The following is a 17,467-nucleotide window of genomic DNA, read 5'->3' on the forward strand; positions in this document are numbered from 1 at the left end:
AACGCACAGGTTATTATGACGCTGACCAGAAAGAGATAATCAATCTCCTTACCGGCGTAGAGTGGAAACAGACATACGAATATCGACCTGATTTCGAGCCAACTGAGTATAGAGAGGAAGGCCGGATCTATAAGTTCAACGTCAACGGTACCGGCTCATATAAATGGGCAAATTGGAACGACGAGACAATCAAGGGCGATCTGGTTTATTTCCGTTGGACTTTCACTACTGATAATTTCACTGTCATATATATTGACAAGTCAGAACAGTTTTGGCTAATAGACAAGCTCACACCCTCGGAATTATCCGTAACAAGTGCTTTTCAAGACCCTGTGCTTTATCCAAATACCGATAAAATTGTTTGTCGATTCACACCTCTAAGGTAACGTTAGTTTAAATTGTCTCGATTCATAACATATCTACTTTGTCTATTTGTTACAGCAATAGCCGTGGCGCAGGTCAATGTGTCGGGTACTGTGGTTGACAAGGATAGCAATGAGCCATTGACCGGGGCGTCTGTCATAGTAAAGGGCGCGGATGGCAAGATAAAGAAATATGCCACGTCGAAAGGCGATGGTGGCTTTGCTATGTCGTTGCCGTCGGTTGCCGGTTGTCGGTTGGAGGTGTCGATGATGAGCTTCGCCAAGCAATCGATACCGCTCGATAGCGTTTCTTTTCCGATAACCGTTCAGCTTGAACCGGGAACTACACTGCTTAAAGAGGTTACGGTCAAGGCTGACCGCATACATGAGCAGGGTGATACTATCACATATAATGTAGGAAGCTTCGCCCAGCAGCAGGACCGCTCAATCGGTGATGTGCTCAAACGTATGCCGGGAATCAACGTGGAGCAATCCGGCAAGATACAGTACCAGGGAGAGGACATCAACAAATTCTATATCGAAGGCTCCGACCTCCTCGGCGGCAAATACGGCATAGCAACAAACGGCATAAGCCATGAGGATGTGGGCGCGGTCGAGGTGATGGAGAACCATCAGCCGATGCAGGTGCTGTCGGGCATATCTTTCTCAGACAAGGCGGCTATCAACCTCAAACTGAAAAACAAGGCAAAGGCAACGTGGAGTTTCCACGGCGATGCCGGAGGCGGCTACTCATGGCAGCCCGACGGTGCGATATGGGATGGTGAACTGTTCGCTATGGCGGTGATGCCAAATTTTCAGAACATAACCACATTCAAGACCAACAACATCGGCGAAGACCTGTCGGCACAGGCCACGGACTTTTTCGCTTCCCGCCGTGGAACTGACCTGAGCCGATATGTCGGTGTGTCGCTCCCCGGAGTACCTAATCTCAGCCGTAAACGCACACTGTTCAATCGCTCGGCACTTGTTTCGACCAATGCCCTTTGGAAACTCGGACGCGGAGAGTTCAAGACACAGATTGACTACTCATTCAACCGTATCACGGCAGAGGCGGCAAACGTAACGACCTACTTTCTCAACGATGGCAACCGTGTCGTTACTGAAGACCGCAACGGCGTTGACCGCTCACACTCGCTGTCGGGCAAATTTATCTATGAACTGAACCAGAAGACTGCATTCATCAACAACACCCTGAAAACCAATATCGACTGGGATGATGTGCGCCTGGGCGTCACCGGTTCACTGTCCAACAACCAGACGGCATCGCTTCCCGACTACTATGTCGGCAATGATTTCAAGCTTATAAAGAGATTCAACGGCAAGCACCTCGTCACTTTCATAAGCAAAAACGAATGGGAGTCACTGCCGCAGACGCTTTCCGTGTCGATAAATGACGGATTTATGCGTCAGCATGTCAAAGACCATGCTTTCTATACCAACGAGAGTGCCGCATACGCTTTCTCCGTCAAGTGTATCACAATCAGTCTTGAAGGAGGTGTCAAAGGATATGTCAGAACTATGAGGTCAGAGTTACTGGACATGCCGGAGGAAATACCGGGCGAGACAACGAATGTGCTGAACACAAACTATTTCACGGTTTATGCTACCCCGAAATTCGAGTATTGGGTTAGACGTGTCAACTTCACTCTAAATGCTCCCGTCAGCTTTGCCCATTATACCTTTGACAAGGCTCTTGCCAACCGTAGCGAGGTTTATTTCTCGCCGTCATTGAGCATGAACTGGAAACCCAATAACCGCTTTGAGATGAGCGTGAGCGGTGGCACCGGACGTTCGCCGATGGATCTCAACATGATTCAGCCCGGATATGTGATGACAAACTACCGCTCGTTCCGTCGAGGTATCGATGACTTCTATAATTCGTCCTCCCAACGGGTATCCGGCAGACTATCCTACAAACACACCCGTCGCGGAATATTCGCAAACGCTATGGTGATGCAGTCATGGAGTCACAGACCCTACACTTTGGCACAGCAGCTTTATGGCGACTATGTGGTTTATTCCTACACCGATGCCGAAAGCGACGGACAGATGCTGATGGCAAGCGGCAACATAGGCAAGACACTTGACTTCATGCGAGGTAGCGCAAACATCAACGGTTCGTTCAGCCGCAATGAATCGCATCTGATTTCAGAGAATACCAATGTCAACTCGGTCGGCACTTCGTGGTCGGTAGGCGCAAAAATCAACGGAGCGCCGCTGCGCTGGTTCAGTTTCGACTACCGTTTCGAGTGGGCATCGAGCCGTATGTCCATGAACGGCACAAATGCCTCGTGGCTCGGAAATATGGAGAACGAGCTTCTGCTCAACATCATGCCCCACCGCAAATGGGAATGGCACATAAGCGGCGAACACTACCGCAACGAACTGACTGCTGATCAGTTCAAAAACGTGTTCCTTCTCGACACCAAGGTGATCTTCAAGCTCAACAAGCGACTTGAGCTGTCCGCCTCGTTGAGCAACATCTTCAATCAGCGCACATACAACTACACAACATACAATCAGCTCACCTCCTTCGAGAGCCAACGCTGGCTCCGAGGCCGCGAGCTGTTAATCTCAATATCTCTCAGAAAATGAACAAACTACTCACCTCAATCTTCATGTGCTTAGTGGCTATATCTGCAATGGCACAGAACAAAGCTGAAATCATTGTCAGCTATGATTCATCGTTCCCCAACAAATTCGGTAAAATCAACACCGGCAAAATGTCGCTTTTGGCTTCTACAACGGAAGCTAAGTATTTCAACGACCTAAGCCTTTGGGTGGATTCGTTGAAATCGACACCGGAGGGGAAGGCTCAATACATGGAGATAATCAAAAAGGCGTGTATGACTGTCGAGCCTGACGGTTCAGTCTCGTTTGACATGAGAAAAGGTCCAACCAAACCTACTAACAGCTATGTTTTCACTGACCTCGCACAGGACTGTCTGACGCATTACAATAAATTTGGTGAAGATAACGGATATTACACCGAGCCGCTTTCCGAAATGCAATGGACAATAGTGGAAGATTCTACCGCAACAGTCCTCGGTTACGAATGTATCATGGCTGAAAGCGATTATCATGGCCGCCATTGGAAAGCATGGTTTGCAACGGAACTGCCGATGCCATTCGGTCCGTGGAAACTTCACGGACTGCCCGGTCTAATCCTTAAAGCCGAAGCCAATGGTGGCTTCTCGTTTGTAGCTACGGGACTTGAACGTACCGACCGCATTATGACACCTATGTATATGCAAGGCGATTATTCGAAGGTTGACCGCAAGGAAGCTCTGAAAAATGCCGAATATTTTGCCAATAATGAAGAGAGCATTATGAATGCCCAAGGTCAGAATGTGAAAATATACTCCACCGACGACCAAGGCAACAAAATCGAGACCCCTAAATATGACGGCCTTAAACACAACATCGAACCTGACTACAAAATGAAATGAAAAAGATACTTACATCAATCATCGTGTGTTTTGTGGCGATAGCCGTGAGCGCGCAACAGAAGGCTGTCATTGAAGTCAGTTATTCAGAAATCTCTTTCTATGAGAACGGTGTGGAAAGAGGCAACAAATATCATCTTCTTGCAAATGCAGGGCAGTCAAAATTTTTTAATCCACGTTCCGAAGAGATAGATTCGCTGACATCAACCCCCGAAGGACTTGCCAACTTCAAAAAGACGCAGGAGGCAGCGTTTCAGGCCATGATAGCGCAGGGCGCGATAGACGTGACCAAACTGCCACGCAAAAAGGAGACTTTATATGTCGTGAAGTCAGCGGCCGATTCCACTATCACTGTCTATGATGTGATCGGCACTGACGAGCCTGTATATTACACGGAACCCTTCTCGGAAATGGTTTGGGAAATCGGTGACAGCACCAAGACCATACTCGATTACGAGTGCATACAGGCTGAAACTGATTATCATGGCCGTCATTGGACTGCATGGTTCACCCCCGAGATCCCTATTCAGGATGGACCATGGAAATTCCATGGACTCCCCGGCCTGATACTTGAGGCAAGAACTGGCGAAGGTAGGTATGGTTATGTCGCTGATGGGATTGAGAGATCCGACAAGATAATAAACGGAATATATGGAGCCGACACGTATGAGAAACGAGACCGAAAGGCAATATTACGGGCTATGAGAGCCATGCGCGACAATCCCATGGGGCATCTTAACGCCAAGGGAATTAAAGTGGAAATCTTACCGGAAACTTTGTCAAAGGAATCAAAGGGCGGAGATTTTATAGAAACGGATTATCGTTAATTTGATTGCTATGAGATTATTTTCTCTGATAATGCCTGCTATACTTGCAATAGTCTTTTCAATTGCCGTCAGCGCAAAAGAGCTGACAGTCATTCCGGAAATTGAAATGGTTGATGTGGAAGGTGGCACTTTCACAATGGGGCTTGATGAAAGCGAGGCTGAACACCTGTATGAGACCCCTAAACATGAGGTAATATTGTCCGATTTCCGTATAGGTAAATATGAAGTGACACAAGAATTGTGGGAAGCCTTTATGGGTGATAATCCGAGCATTTCCAAAGGAGATAAATTACCGGTAGAAAACATCTCATGGTATGACATACAGGTGTTCATAAAGAAACTCAACAAGCTGACAGGAAAAAAATATCGTCTGCCAACGGAAGCCGAATGGGAGTTTGCTGCAAGAGGTGGAAATAAGACCGCCGGATATTCTTTTATCGGTAGTGATAATCCAGACTCTACGGCATGGAGTTCCTACAATTCATGGATGCAGCCGCATCCAGTTGGTACAAAAATGCCAAACGAACTTGGTATATATGATATGGGCGGAAATGTGTCTGAATGGGTGCAGGACTGGTACGGAAATTATTCAGAGAAAAACCAAAGGAATCCCCATGGAGCTAAGAAGTCAGACATAGGAAAGATATTCCGTGGAGGTAGTTGGAATGTCATTCCGGATTATAACAACCCCGGTTGTCGGTTTGTAAGCAATCCGAATTTCAAATCTCCGTATATCGGTTTTAGATTGGCAGAATGAATACAGCTGAAAAAGACAACGACAGGCAACCCCAGCAGTGATGTCGGGGTTGTCTTTTTCTATTTATCACTTGAAAATTTCGTCCACGCGGTTGACGGCATCGTCTTTCTTCTGGTCGATGATTTTCGCGTATATCTGCGTTGTGGCAATATTCTTGTGGCCCAGCAGCTTGCTTGTTGTGTATAGGTCAACATCAAGAGTAAGCATGAGGGTAGCGAAGGTATGGCGGCTCACATGAAAAGTGATTTCCTTCTTCACCCCGGCAGCTTTCGCCCAGTTGCCGAGTATTATGCTGACACGACTTGTGGTCGGCAGGCTGAAAACCTTGTCATCATCGGAGGCATCGCCGCGTTCCGGCAGCCACCGCATTGCCTGTGACGAAAGGGGAAGATAAATCGGAGTGTCGGTTTTCTTCATCACTACCGACACTCGCCACTGTTCGCCGTCCTTGTGAATCTGCCCCCACCGCAAGGCGCGGATGTCGCTTGTGCGGAGTCCGCAGTAACATGAGAAAAGGAACGCCCGCTTCACATGCTCGCGTGTCGGACAGTCGGTGGCAATCAGTCGTTTCAGCTCGTCAATCTCCAGATAGTTGCGCTGGCTCTCGACATGATACACGCGGTCGTTAGACGATATACGGTCAAAGGGATTTTCCCTGAGATAGTCGTTTCGGACAGCCCAGTTGAATGTCGCGCTTAGAGAAGCCGTGAGTGAAGCAATGGAGTTGATTGCAAGCGGTCTCTTCGTGCGGGATTTATAATCATTGCGCAGGAAATGGGTAAACGCTATGCAGTAGTCCTTGTCGGCCTGTTTCAAGGTCACACCGTCACCCCGGAACTGTATCAGTGCCTTTTTCAGTCCGCTGAAAGCCGACGACCCCATAGACTTGCCGTTGTCATCAATCCATTTCTTGTAGAGGTCTATAAGGTCAAGCAGCCTCATGCGTGAGTGGAGCATGGAGTTGGTGACACCTTTCTCGTTGTTGGTAAGCTGAATAATGCGGTCAGCCTTAACCTTGTTGGCAAGGGCAAGGTTATGTTCGTTCAACGCCCGGCTCGCAGGGTCAAGCTCCGGGACTATGTAGAGTTTCAGGAACTCGTATGTGCGTTTGCCGTCGCGGTATATGTCAAGATAAATCGACTTGTTGCCGTTCTTCAGTTCCTTGAAGCGGATTCTTACAGGCTCTTTCGCCTTGACTGTTTTCTTTGGTCGTGCCATATTCAGAGAGATTTAATCGAGTTGTAATGCTTTAAGTTTTTCATCCATCGGGGCAATCTTGCGCTCGGTCATGGCGAGATAGCCTTTGGCATTTTTCGATGCGATTCCCATGAGTGAGCAGAATGTGGCGACATCAGCACCGGTGGATAATATAAGATAGGCGAATGTGTTTCGCGCCAGAGTGAAGTTGAGCCGTTTCTCAATCCCGGACTTGTTCTGCCACAGTTTCAATATGTTGTTTATCTCGGTATCTTTCGGCAAGCCTTTGAATATTAGCCCCCGATGGTTCGATGTTTCGGGAAGCCAGCGCAAGGCGTTTGACGAAAGGGGAATGAATATCTTTCGGGATTGACACCAGACCGACATCCTGCCGTCGTTATCGTTCTTTATGTCTTTCCATTTCAGGTTGACAATATCGAGAGCCGTCAGCCCGGTAAAAATGGAGAATAGATAAGCCTGTTTCACCTGTGGACGGGATATAACAGGGCACTGGGTATCCATGAGTAACTTGATTTCGCCAACCGACAGATGTAATTTCTTTGGCCGCTCACGGGTTATGCGGTCATGGATTTTAACAAAGAAAAGAGGATTGCGCCTCATCAGCCCGTTCTCGACGGCGAGATTTAACGCCGCGCTGAAAAGATAGATGTACGCCCTCGCGGTTGTCATCTTGAGTTTGCCGTGGACGCTGTGGTACTCATTGCGCAGGAAATCCACAAGACCGTCGCAATATTCCACATCAACAGACGACAACAAGACATTCTCGCCTCGAAAAGCCACAACCGCCCGATACATCCCCATGATATTGCCCGCTGTGGATTTATCCCCTCGCTCCAATATCAAAGTATGATAATCCTTGATTACCTTTGCAAGAGGAATGTCTGGCATTGCAGCATCAATCTCGATGCCATTCTCTCCGGCTGTCAGTTCTTCAATGCGGCTACGCCTGATATCTTCTGCCTTTCTCATAACCGCCTTGTTCCCGGCAGCGGTCTTACGGCTGGTCTCGGGTAACAGATACAGGCGCAGGCTCTCGCGGACGCGCTTTCCGTCCTTGTAGTAGTCAAGGTATATGGACTTGCGACCGCCGTCTATATCCTTGTATTTCAGGTTGATTCTTGATTTGGAGAGATTCATGCGACAGTTATTTGTTACTTATTAGTCATTTTACAGATACAAAATTACGAATTAATTTCATAAGTAACAAACAAGTTGCAATTAAAGTAACAAAATTATCCTCCTCGCGGAGAATAAAGGAATCACAAACTCAATGCGTATATTATTTATAGCATTGTATATCAATATACATATACTCCAATTCATTCTTATAAATTACACTATGTAGAGAATGTAAACAGTTTGGTGGAAGAGCTGGATATGAGCCTTCGCCTCCATTATGAAGTTGGATTCCAGCTTCGCACGCTCCGCAAGGAAGGGTATGTCGCCGTCGAGGATGTATATCTGCTGACGCTCCTCGCTGACAAGCGACACGCACCGCCATACGGTGAATCCGCATATCAGGACACAGCCCGCGACGGTCGCCATGACCGTCATAAGCGCAAGCCGCGTTTTCTGTTCAAGTGATTTGATAAGCATATTTATAAGGTGTTGCGGTTAGTGTTATTTGACAAGTGCCTTCGCGCCTCTGACACCGAGGCCGACGGTGGTGCCGACAGCCGAGCCTGCTGCGGAACCCGCCATAGTGGCAGCTCCCATAGCCACCGACCCTGCCGGGGATGCCGCGCCGCTGCTTATGCCGCCGGGAATGAGCCATGAGGCCACCTCCGGGACGAAGCGGATTATATACGCCCCCACGAGCATACCCATAGCGTACATACAGTTGGAGCCTATGCCCTGCAAGCCGAGCGCGCCTATCTGCTCCCACGAGTTGACCGTTCCGTGCAGGAGGTGGTTGTATGCCACCAGATCCTCCTGGAGATTATACATGAGTATGAAGTCGATATAGTAAAGGCACATATAGGTCACGAACCCCCACAGTGTCAGGGAGAGGAACTTCGACATCCACTGGCTCCACGCCGAGTTCCAAGGCGGGGCCAGCGACAGGGCGAACATTATCGGACAGAACACAATCATTATCGCTATGAATATCCTCTGCGCCACGAGTATGCCGTAATAGGACATCTGGAAAATCAGCTCCCCGACAAATCGTATCACGTCGTTAATCCATTCGCTTACCTTTGTCTCGGCGGCCACCGCCGCGCGCTGGGCGTAGTTGTTGATTGTTGTTCCGAGATTCTCCACATTGTATATCAGCTTGTCCCACCAGTTGGCGTCCTCGCCGATTTCGGCTATCTGCTTGGCGGTTGATATGGAATCCTGTACGGCACGCAGCCTTTCAAGGTATTCGCCCTGCTTCTGCGCCACTTTCAGCTCCAGGGCCGCCACTTCCCTGTTTTTCGCCATAGCCATAGCCTTTGTGGTGGATTCCAAAGACTTGCCCGGCACCTGCAAGGCAGAGCATATCCATGAGGAAGAGGATATGCACATGGAAATGCCTATTATCCTGAGCAGCTTCATCACGTCCATGCCGCGCCGTCCGAGCATCATCATCCAGCACTCGTATGAGCCGACGCACAGCGCGAGAAGCAGGCCGAGGACACAGGCGAAGCCGATGGTGTTGCCGAGAATAGCCACATTCGGAAAAGCCTCCATCGCCACAAGAAGCCTGTCAAGGCTCTCGTCGATGGCCGGAAGCCCCATCGTGCATAATATTGAAAGTAAAGTCATAATTTTGTATTTATCGGATTATTGTTTCATCGTCATTATCATTTCCGGCCATCAGTAATGTGTTGCAGCCACCGCCGCAAGCCTCGCCGTGCGGCTCACAAGCTCGCCCATAGCGGTCTTTGCCTCTTCGTATGCCTGCTGACGCTTCGCGTTCTCCAATCCATATCCCACCCCCTGTTTATGTATGTAGGCTATGTTGGCGCATATTACCTCGTTCTGCCTCGAAAGCTCGTCAACCTGGTACTTCATCTTACCCTTGCTCTTGTTTAGGCAGTAGAGCAATCCGTCGGCGATGCAGTCCTGCATACGGCTGAACTCATCTTTGTATATGGAATAGGTGACATCTACCGCACGGTCAGCCTCGCGTGCCAGCTCCTCCTTGTAGAGTGATTCGACATGGGCGCGTTCCTTCTCGACCTTGGCGAGCTTCTGCCGCTGGGTTTCCTCGGCCGTGACGCGCACGGGCATTATACGCTTGACATTGGATTTCTCCTCCTTGAACCTCACCCGGTAGCCGGATTTGAAGCCGGCCCATTTCCAGTACATCTCCGCTCCGGAATAATTCTTGTGCAGGAAATAATAGTACCAGTCGGGGGCGAACCACCACGGGCCGTTCTCCATCGAGAGCCATTGCTTCTCCTTCTGGTCGTCGTGTATTTTCTTTGTCTTGGCCGGACACGCCGCAGGTGCCACGGCTATCAGGGCGGCCACCGCCGCCAGCGTGAAAATTCTGAATCTCATATATGCGTTGTTGTTAAAGTGGCGTTCTTTTGTTCCATCTGCCGATTACCGCCGACACGATCTCGTCCTTGACATCCGAGGTCAGTATCTCCCAGATGTAGTCGGGCTTCCAGCCGCAGTCGGTCACAAGGTAGCAGTAGAGGTTGGCGTTGTCGATAATGCGCCGGGCGTTCTCTATGGTGTCCTTCAGCGACATCACGAGGTTCAGCTTCTCGTCCATCGAGGCTTTCATAAGGTTTATGCCGGAGGCGGCAACCGTGGCATATAGCTTTTGAGCGTGCTTTATCTCCCTCGTTATCGCCACGTTTGCCTCCGCATAGTACCATGCCACAAAAGGCTTCTTCGACACATATTTGTATGTGTTGGCGGTAAAATCCTTGTATTCCTTTGCAAGAAGATAAAGGGAGCTTGCGGTGGACGATATTGCGGCGGCAAGCACGACGTATGAGTATACGTTGTTGAGCCTTGTGTCGAGCGTCGAGCGAACATCGTTGAACTTCTCCGCTCCCTTTGTGACAAGTGACTGCTCGCCGAAGCTGGTGGCTATACGGGCGAGGGCCTGATCCTCGTCCTTCTTCACCGCCTTGTGGAGTGCCATAAGGGCCTCGAATGTCGGGAGGTCTTTGGGGAAGTCGAAGGCGAGTGACTTAAAGGGAAGAAGCATTGCAATCAGTATAATGACCGGGAACTTTTGCGCTGTCATATAATCACTGTTTAATTATATTAAGCCCGTTCCAGTTGAGAATGAGCATACCGACCTGATTCTGCATCACCTTCATGTTGGCCCAGCCCTCCGGGTCTATCGCGAAAAGAAGGTCATCCTTTGTGGCATATTGCGCCATCGCCATCATAGCCTGCACCTTGTAGCGAATCTCCAGGAGGTCGGTATATATCTTGTTGGCTACCGTCAGCCTGTCGTAGCGGTCAAGGAAGTTGTAGCCGTCGGACTTGGTTTCGGCGGTGGCCGCTCCTTTGAGCGGGTTCCTCACCTTGCCGTTGTTGACTATGTTGATGAAGTCGGCCACAAGCTGCTGCGTCTGTGCCGTGAGGTTGCCGAGTTCGTTAAGGCACAGGGCCTTATTCGCGAAATCGGCCTTTCCTACGGTCTTTACCAATTCCGGCACACTCCTGACAATATCGAAGGCGCACAGCCCTATCTCCACATAATATTTGCTCTCGGTGCCGAAGCCGGATATGTTCTCCATCGTCACCTTGTAAAGCTCGGTGATTGTCGCCATGCTCACGGTGTACTGCTCCAGCTTGTTCTGCTTGGATGATATGGAGTCGAGCCTCTTGTTGTGCTGATCCTCTATCGCCTTTTGCGTCGCGAGGTTGGTCGTCACCGCTTTTAGGCAGTAAGGGTCAATCACCACTTTCCATGCCGAGGCGGAATGAACGGCCAACAATATAGCCGTCGTAGCCAATAGATTGCGCATAAGGCATTGTGAATTTCCGTTTGTCATTGATTTTCCCATAGCGTCATTACTTTTTGGTGTTGGTTGACTTTCCGGGCGAAATCGAGGTATTTCGCGATTCCGGTTTTCTTGCGGTCTATCTCGATACGGGTGATTGCCTCCTGCATGGTGCCGTAGTGGGCGAGATAGATTTTCAAGGCCTCTTTTTCGGATCGCTCTGTCGTATAGGCCCAGTAACATTCCGGCGGCTCCTCGACACCGAACACGTCCGAGTTCTGGCCCCGGCATATCCACACCTCCTTGAAGTAGTTGCGACCCTCCTTGTTGTTGAGGGCGTTGATGGTGAATATCTGCTGCTTCTGTATGGGGGTCAGTCCGAGAATGGCCGCTATGTCGTCGTATCTGTCCTTGAACTTGGACTGGTCAAGCAGTATCTTCACGTCAGAATTGTTGATAATTGCCTCCTTGACAATCGGGGAGTCTATCACATCGTTAAGCTCTTGAGTGACAACCCCGGCGATACCGTGAAATTTCCTGACGGTCTTGTAGAGAAACTTGATATACTCGGCCATTGTGGGTGAGGCTATTGCTTTCCACGCCTCTTCGATTATAAGAGCCTTGCGCCCTTTCTTGATACGCATTTTCTGGAGAAACACGTCCATTATTATGAGCACCACGATAGGGAAAAGAACGGGGTCATCCTTAATCTTGTCGATTTCAAAGACTATGAAACGCTCGTCGAAAAGGTTTGCGTCTATGTCGGAGTTAAGCGTCATCTCCAGCTCGCCGCCACGGTAGAACTGCTTGAGTATCGCCGCGAAGTCGCGTATGTCGAAATGTATCTTTTCAAGAGAGGTTATCTGCGGTATGCGTTCAAGGGCGAACTCGTAATAGGAGTTGAACGACAGGCTTCTGACTTTAAGCCTGCGTTTCTGTTCCTCGATATGGTCGATCTGTTTGTCAATCTTCACAAGCATTGATGCCTCATAGAGTTCCTTCTTGTAAACCTCTATCTTGTTGGCCGCCTTTTCTTTCTCTGCCGGGGTAGATGCCCTGTCAAGCACCACGGCGCGGAAGGCGCGGCACTGGCGTATCAGTTTCAGCCTCCGTTCCTCCGAGGGAAGCACGAGGGCCTTGCTCTCTATCTGAGCCGGAGGTTCCGGACTGCTTATCTGTTCCTCTATGTCGTCCATCTTTTCGGCGTACCTGTCGTAGTCGTTCTCCATTTTGGCAGCTACAAGGAGCTTCTGCCTCAGGCCGTCGCGCTCATCGGGAGTGAATGAGTCGAATGGGTGGAAGTAAGCCTCGTAATATTCCACGATGGTCTGGTTGACAAGCATATCCTCAATTTTAGACGGGGCTTCGCTACCCTTGAAAATCAGGAATATAAGCGATTTGAGAAAGTTTTTCTTCTCGCCGAAATTGAGGTCGTATTCCTCCCTCGTCACCTTAAACGGGTTCATCGAGATTGGTTTCTCCTTTGAGTAGCTTATATATGTGCCTCCGAAATAGCCGCATATACCCTCGTAGGAATCGCCCGTATCGACCATCACCACGTCCGTGTCCTGTTCCAACAACTGACGCACGACGCTGTTCATGTGGAAACTCTTGCCGCTGCCCGAAGGCCCGATGCAGAAGAAGTTGGCGTTGTCGGTCATCTTTAACTTGCCCTCCTTGCCGGTTATGTCGATGCACACCGGTAGCCCCCGGCGGTCGGTGTAATAGGTGGTGAGAGGCGTGTCCTCGCATCCTTTGAGGTGTTCCTTGAAAAAGAGGCACAGGGCGGCGTCCGATAACGTGAGGAAGAGGTCGTAGTCGGGGTTGAAGCCATAGGCGTTGCCCGGAAAGGAGTCGATGAAAAGCTCAAGCTGGTTGTAGGCCGTGCGCGACGGCATTATGCCGCACTCGTAGAGCTTGGTTTCGAGGTACGAAGTCACGGGAGTAACCTTGTCCGGGGCGCAGCTCACTATGATGTTGAAGTTTGTATTTACAAGCAATGATGAATCCACAGCCAGGATGTTCAGCACCTCCTCGATGTCAGCCTTGGCGATTTTATTGCTGGGGTCGGGCATCGAGCCGTGACGCTTCGCCTTACCTTGGAGCTTGCGGAGCAGTTTCCGCTGCCCCGGTATCTGCACCACCTGGTTGAACACCACGCAGTCGGCGTGCGGCACCTCAGCGAGAAACGACAGCACGTCGGTGGCTATCGGGTAGCCGTTGACGCTTGTTTCGGTATATGGCCTCACCACCGACGGCAGGTTTATCTCGTCTATATCCACCAGAGGATACGAGCGGATTATGCGGTTCCCTGTCCTGAGATATTCGTCGGAGGCCTTGAAATTGGTCATGGAGAAAGCCCCGTGCCTGAAGTGTAAGGCCATGAAGCGGTGTATGTACTCGGCGACCTCCGGCTTGGAGAGCCTGCGGTGCCGGATACCTTTCTCGGAAAGTATGTCGTCCACCTTTGACACCTTGGAATGAAAGTCGAGCCACCGCTTGGGGTCGTACTGTACGAACTGCCCTTTGGGAGCTTCCTGCGTTATTATGAGATATGTCTTTATCTCGGTGTACCCGCGTCCATCGAAGTATGCGAAATAGCTGCGTGTCAGGTATTCCGCGCCGTCGGGTATCTCGTGGTGGTAGCTCTGGCGGCAGAATATGTCCTGCTTCTGAAGGGCGTACCCTTCGCCGAGGGTCTGCACTATGTTTGCGAGGACATCCTGAAAGAGCATATAACGCTCCGGGTCGGTGCATAGGCGCGGCACCGGATTAGTCATTGAGAATATCACCGAGGGGGAGCCCTTGGCGTCGAACAGCACAACGTCGCCGTCCGTTTCCTCCAGTTGGGCGAATATGCCGTCAAAGACTTTTTTATGCGTTTTTGCCATCTGTCAGCGTTTGAACAGGTTGTGATAAATGAAAATTCCGCGGTCACGTTTCTTGTTGTGGAGTCCGCCGCGCTGTTTGACATAGATTGTCACCAGCCCGACGGCGGCCATGACAAGCATGGCGACAAACCCGGCGAGCTTCCCCAGCGCGATTGAGAACACGATGAATCCCACGAATGACACGCCTATCGCCGCTGCCGCAAGCGTCAGGAAGCGTCCACGGATTCCCATGAACTCCAGTGGTTTCTGTAACCCTTTGAAAACAGGGTAGCCGTCGTTGTATGCCGCCATGAATGTATGGTTTTCCGCTTCCGGCTACTTGAAGAATAGGGGCAACGCCTCACTCAAGGCGATGAACGCGATACATCCGCCGATGGTGAGCATGATGGTTTTCTTCACGTCCTGGTCGCCGTTTTGCATCTTGAAATAGACGTTAAAAGCTCCTACCAAGACAATTACGGCTGCGATTGCCTTCATAAGATTGGAAACCGGGGTCTGGTAGGAGCTGACCTCCTGCGTGGCTTTCGTGAAGCCTGCGGCACCCTTGCTGGCGGCCATAGCGTTGCCGACGGCCACGGTCACGGCGGCGAGCGCGAGCGTGCCCTTGCGGGCGAACCCTGAGCGGCTGAAACGAGCCAACGCCCTCAGGCATTTTGTTTTAATCTTCTGCATTTGCGATGATATTCGTTTTTGAAAAAAGTTATCGGGCGGTAAAGGCAATGCAGGGCGTTAAAGACAGCTTCGGGCGATAAAGGCAGTATTATAAAGAGAGAGTAGAATGGGATTTATTTACATAGTGATAAGTCAGGCCGGTGGCCGGGGCAAGAGTTATGCCGCCTCACACTTATATACAAGATTGTCGAGGTCGTCATATCTACCGGATTCAATGGCATTTTTTGTCTTGCTTATCAGGCTATCTACGGGATAGCCGTTTGTCATTACAGGCTCCTTATACCTGACCGCACCCATATTCTGCGGTACTGTCGTGGGCCGGGAATTGTCGCGATTGATCTCAACTGGTTCAAAACCGCCCGCAAGTCCGGATATGTCAATTTCGGCTTCCTCGTTTTTGGCTTCCTCGGATGCTTTCATTCGTTTTGCGGCCATAATATCCATAGTTACCAGACCTGCATAATATAGAATCAGCAGAATGAACAGCAGCGTTATGATTTGTCCGTATGTCATAGTGTCAGAGCTTTACGCATAGTTTGTTATCTATTGTTTCCCACGGCTCAAAGCTGAGGCCGACGCTTCTTCCGGCATTCTCGCGCCGATGGTCGCGCTCCATTTCCGGATGATAATACATCACATTCTGGCCGCGCTGTACTATATATCCGGCTTTCTTCAAGGCGTGCCGCAACTTTATCCGGTGCTTGTTGGTGACAACCTTTATTCTCGTCAGAGGGGCGAGCCCGAAGATGACGCGCCGTTTCTCCCGGTCGGTAATGTTTCTCCTTATACGTGAGCGTATTCGGTTCTCCTCTCTTTTTGAACGGTTAAGCCCCAGTTTGGAAATGATCCTTGCGACGGAACGTAGGGGGATGCCGGTTTCCAACGCGATTTCAGTATATGAGCGTGAGCTGTAAAGCCCGCGCACTTTTTCAGCGCGCTCCAGCCATTCCGGGTTGATGCCCTTGTCAAGACCAAGCTCATGAGCCTTGTTCGATAATGTCCTGCGGGATACGCCGAGCCGTGCGGCCATAACCGTGTCCGATATAGCCGGGTAGTTCTCCATGAGATAAGTGGTTTCAGCCTCAGTCCAGTTTTTTCTTTTCATATATTGTCGTTTTTGTCAAGCAGTGACTTGTTTTTCTTTCTATAAGTCCTTAGCCGGGGAAGGAATGCTGTTATGAATGTCCTCACGATGGCATTGATTACGTCGGAGCGGCATTTGCGGTCGATGTCGCACTCATCGAGGGAGTCGGCAATATCCTTGTCAATCATGCAGACCTTCCGCTCGTCTTTCCGTTCACGAAAACCGTAGGACGAAAGGTTTTCCATGAAAGCCTCCCATACCGGATCTGCGGCATCAATATTGATGCAGGATTCGGCAGTATTACCGGGTTCCTGTATCCCGGCAGCCTCACGCGACGTAGTTGTTCCGGCAGCATGGCCGACAGGCGTAGCCACATTACGGATGCTTCCGAGCAGTCCGTCTATATCAGGGAAATTATTGTTATCCATTTTCAGTGTCAGCTTCGATGTGTCCGAATATTTCTTTGAAGATTGTGTCGAAAGCGGCCTGTGTGACCTCTAATTGTCCGTCCAGATCCGATAATGTGCAGAAGCGTTCCATATCTGCCCTTGAATTGATTTTAGGAGTCACAAGACCATAGCGGCTGAATGTTTCCCTTGTTTCCTCCCACAGCATAAGCTCGCTACGGCGTCCGACCCTCGCGTCATGTCGGTTCGGCACGAGAATCAGACGGGCGTTCATTTTCCCGGCCATGACGTTTTTCAGCTTTTGCAGAAATGCGATGAATGTGGCGGTCGAGGGGATGGTGGTCCTGTCGTAGTGGTAGGGACAAATTATATAGTCGGAGTTGGCGAACAATGTCACGAGTCCCTGCTGTTTTAGATTCCCTGGAGAATCGAATATTGCCACACACCGTGTTTTGCGGATGTTGCCTATGAACCCGAATAGGGCTTCTTCCTTATTCAATGAAAAAGGAAGAACCTCATAGGGGATGGCGGTATCTCCCGAAGGATAGCGTTTCAGGTCGCTCTCACGCCGTTGCGCCAGACTCTCCTGCGAATCGCAGTCAATGACAATCACCGGGAGCCCCTTCTTTACAAGATAGTTGGCAAAAGTGACGCATAGAGTTGTTTTCCCTACGCCCCCTTTCTGATTGGCAAATGTTATGATTATTGATTCGTCCATTACACCCTGGTTCAATGATTCATATGGCAAAATTACCACGGTGCTTCATCGCGATATGTAACTTTGGACACCTTTCTTCAAATCTTGGGACTTTATTGTGATACAGTTTTGCCGTCATAAAAGGATAAAGCCTTGCAGACATCATATACTGCTGTCTGCAAGG

General features: G+C 50.0%; 17 protein-coding genes and 1 pseudogene. 4 read left to right on the forward strand and 14 right to left on the reverse strand.

The genetic code is table 11. The features are described from left to right. The first annotated feature begins 449 nt into the window (after positions 1–449). Genes E7746_RS02345 through E7746_RS02360 form a run of 4 tightly spaced genes read left to right on the forward strand, consistent with a single transcriptional unit; the run spans position 450 to position 5,413 of the window. Positions 450–2,978: a carboxypeptidase regulatory-like domain-containing protein gene (locus E7746_RS02345; RefSeq protein WP_168184278.1), complete on the forward strand. Its 2,529-nt coding sequence runs from the start codon at positions 450–452 to the stop codon at positions 2,976–2,978. Beyond that, on the forward strand, positions 2,975–3,832 hold the full coding sequence (locus E7746_RS02350) for a GLPGLI family protein (RefSeq protein ID WP_135472764.1): 858 nt from the start codon (positions 2,975–2,977) through the stop codon (positions 3,830–3,832). The genes E7746_RS02345 and E7746_RS02350 overlap by 4 nt, the downstream gene beginning before the upstream one ends. Then, complete coding sequence (locus tag E7746_RS02355; protein ID WP_135472763.1) at positions 3,829–4,656, forward strand: GLPGLI family protein; 828 nt, start codon at positions 3,829–3,831, stop codon at positions 4,654–4,656. Before E7746_RS02350 ends, E7746_RS02355 begins: the two co-directional genes overlap by 4 nt. A gap of 10 nt (positions 4,657–4,666) precedes the next feature. Beyond that, positions 4,667–5,413, forward strand: a complete 747-nt coding sequence (locus tag E7746_RS02360; protein WP_135472762.1) for a formylglycine-generating enzyme family protein — start codon at positions 4,667–4,669, stop codon at positions 5,411–5,413. Positions 5,414–5,479: 66 nt separating this feature from the next. Here E7746_RS02360 and E7746_RS02365 read toward each other — a convergent pair whose 3' ends face one another. From E7746_RS02365 to E7746_RS02430, 14 genes and pseudogenes are all read right to left on the reverse strand, one after another. After that, positions 5,480–6,631: a site-specific integrase gene (locus E7746_RS02365; RefSeq protein ID WP_128703026.1), complete on the reverse strand. Its 1,152-nt coding sequence runs from the start codon at positions 6,629–6,631 to the stop codon at positions 5,480–5,482. A 12-nt stretch (positions 6,632–6,643) separates the two neighbouring features. Beyond that, complete coding sequence (locus E7746_RS02370; protein ID WP_128703028.1) at positions 6,644–7,768, reverse strand: site-specific integrase; 1,125 nt, start codon at positions 7,766–7,768, stop codon at positions 6,644–6,646. A 207-nt stretch (positions 7,769–7,975) separates the two neighbouring features. Further along, positions 7,976–8,227, reverse strand: a pseudogene (locus E7746_RS02375) (conjugative transposon protein TraK); the annotation flags it as partial. A 24-nt stretch (positions 8,228–8,251) separates the two neighbouring features. Beyond that, positions 8,252–9,379 (reverse strand): hypothetical protein, encoded by a 1,128-nt coding sequence (locus tag E7746_RS02380; protein ID WP_136409720.1) that lies wholly within the window; start codon positions 9,377–9,379, stop codon positions 8,252–8,254. Positions 9,380–9,430: 51 nt separating this feature from the next. Next, on the reverse strand, positions 9,431–10,120 hold the full coding sequence (locus E7746_RS02385) for a DUF5045 domain-containing protein (protein ID WP_123477986.1): 690 nt from the start codon (positions 10,118–10,120) through the stop codon (positions 9,431–9,433). Positions 10,121–10,133: 13 nt separating this feature from the next. Next, on the reverse strand, positions 10,134–10,823 hold the full coding sequence (locus E7746_RS02390) for a hypothetical protein (protein WP_128703029.1): 690 nt from the start codon (positions 10,821–10,823) through the stop codon (positions 10,134–10,136). Between the two features lie 4 nt (positions 10,824–10,827). After that, positions 10,828–11,556, reverse strand: a complete 729-nt coding sequence (locus tag E7746_RS02395; RefSeq protein ID WP_128703031.1) for a hypothetical protein — start codon at positions 11,554–11,556, stop codon at positions 10,828–10,830. Between the two features lie 23 nt (positions 11,557–11,579). Further along, positions 11,580–14,423: a TraG family conjugative transposon ATPase gene (locus tag E7746_RS02400; protein ID WP_128707324.1), complete on the reverse strand. Its 2,844-nt coding sequence runs from the start codon at positions 14,421–14,423 to the stop codon at positions 11,580–11,582. A 3-nt stretch (positions 14,424–14,426) separates the two neighbouring features. Then, complete coding sequence (locus E7746_RS02405) at positions 14,427–14,714, reverse strand: DUF4133 domain-containing protein (RefSeq protein WP_107033144.1); 288 nt, start codon at positions 14,712–14,714, stop codon at positions 14,427–14,429. A 24-nt stretch (positions 14,715–14,738) separates the two neighbouring features. After that, positions 14,739–15,095 carry a DUF4134 domain-containing protein gene (locus E7746_RS02410; protein WP_123397235.1) on the reverse strand — a complete coding sequence of 119 codons (357 nt, stop codon included), beginning with the start codon at positions 15,093–15,095 and terminating at the stop codon, positions 14,739–14,741. A gap of 156 nt (positions 15,096–15,251) precedes the next feature. Beyond that, positions 15,252–15,608 (reverse strand): hypothetical protein, encoded by a 357-nt coding sequence (locus tag E7746_RS02415; RefSeq protein ID WP_123397234.1) that lies wholly within the window; start codon positions 15,606–15,608, stop codon positions 15,252–15,254. A 4-nt stretch (positions 15,609–15,612) separates the two neighbouring features. Further along, the gene (locus E7746_RS02420; protein WP_123397233.1) at positions 15,613–16,200 is read right to left on the reverse strand and encodes a MarR family transcriptional regulator; all 588 of its coding nucleotides are present in this window, start codon (positions 16,198–16,200) and stop codon (positions 15,613–15,615) included. Then, positions 16,197–16,607: a hypothetical protein gene (locus E7746_RS02425; protein ID WP_123397232.1), complete on the reverse strand. Its 411-nt coding sequence runs from the start codon at positions 16,605–16,607 to the stop codon at positions 16,197–16,199. Before E7746_RS02425 ends, E7746_RS02420 begins: the two co-directional genes overlap by 4 nt. Then, positions 16,600–17,304 (reverse strand): ParA family protein, encoded by a 705-nt coding sequence (locus tag E7746_RS02430; protein WP_123397231.1) that lies wholly within the window; start codon positions 17,302–17,304, stop codon positions 16,600–16,602. The genes E7746_RS02425 and E7746_RS02430 overlap by 8 nt, the downstream gene beginning before the upstream one ends. Between the last annotated feature and the right edge of the window lie 163 nt (positions 17,305–17,467).

It is taken from the genome of Muribaculum gordoncarteri, from assembly GCF_004803695.1.
Taxonomy (GTDB): Bacteria; Bacteroidota; Bacteroidia; order Bacteroidales; family Muribaculaceae; genus Muribaculum; species Muribaculum gordoncarteri.

Bases quoted from the DNA above. Each gene is read 5' to 3' on its own strand.
- E7746_RS02350 (WP_135472764.1), top strand. From the start codon at position 2,975: ATGAACAAACTACTCACCTCAATCTTCATGTGCTTAGTGGCTATATCT.
- E7746_RS02355 (WP_135472763.1), top strand. From the start codon at position 3,829: ATGAAAAAGATACTTACATCAATCATCGTGTGTTTTGTGGCGATAGCC.
- E7746_RS02360 (WP_135472762.1), top strand. From the start codon at position 4,667: ATGAGATTATTTTCTCTGATAATGCCTGCTATACTTGCAATAGTCTTT.
- E7746_RS02365 (WP_128703026.1), bottom strand. From the start codon at position 6,631: ATGGCACGACCAAAGAAAACAGTCAAGGCGAAAGAGCCTGTAAGAATC.
- E7746_RS02370 (WP_128703028.1), bottom strand. From the start codon at position 7,768: ATGAATCTCTCCAAATCAAGAATCAACCTGAAATACAAGGATATAGAC.
- E7746_RS02380 (WP_136409720.1), bottom strand. From the start codon at position 9,379: ATGACTTTACTTTCAATATTATGCACGATGGGGCTTCCGGCCATCGAC.
- E7746_RS02385 (WP_123477986.1), bottom strand. From the start codon at position 10,120: ATGAGATTCAGAATTTTCACGCTGGCGGCGGTGGCCGCCCTGATAGCC.
- E7746_RS02390 (WP_128703029.1), bottom strand. From the start codon at position 10,823: ATGACAGCGCAAAAGTTCCCGGTCATTATACTGATTGCAATGCTTCTT.
- E7746_RS02395 (WP_128703031.1), bottom strand. From the start codon at position 11,556: ATGCGCAATCTATTGGCTACGACGGCTATATTGTTGGCCGTTCATTCC.
- E7746_RS02400 (WP_128707324.1), bottom strand. From the start codon at position 14,423: ATGGCAAAAACGCATAAAAAAGTCTTTGACGGCATATTCGCCCAACTG.
- E7746_RS02405 (WP_107033144.1), bottom strand. From the start codon at position 14,714: ATGGCGGCATACAACGACGGCTACCCTGTTTTCAAAGGGTTACAGAAA.
- E7746_RS02410 (WP_123397235.1), bottom strand. From the start codon at position 15,095: ATGCAGAAGATTAAAACAAAATGCCTGAGGGCGTTGGCTCGTTTCAGC.
- E7746_RS02415 (WP_123397234.1), bottom strand. From the start codon at position 15,608: ATGACATACGGACAAATCATAACGCTGCTGTTCATTCTGCTGATTCTA.
- E7746_RS02420 (WP_123397233.1), bottom strand. From the start codon at position 16,200: ATGAAAAGAAAAAACTGGACTGAGGCTGAAACCACTTATCTCATGGAG.
- E7746_RS02425 (WP_123397232.1), bottom strand. From the start codon at position 16,607: ATGGATAACAATAATTTCCCTGATATAGACGGACTGCTCGGAAGCATC.
- E7746_RS02430 (WP_123397231.1), bottom strand. From the start codon at position 17,304: ATGGACGAATCAATAATCATAACATTTGCCAATCAGAAAGGGGGCGTA.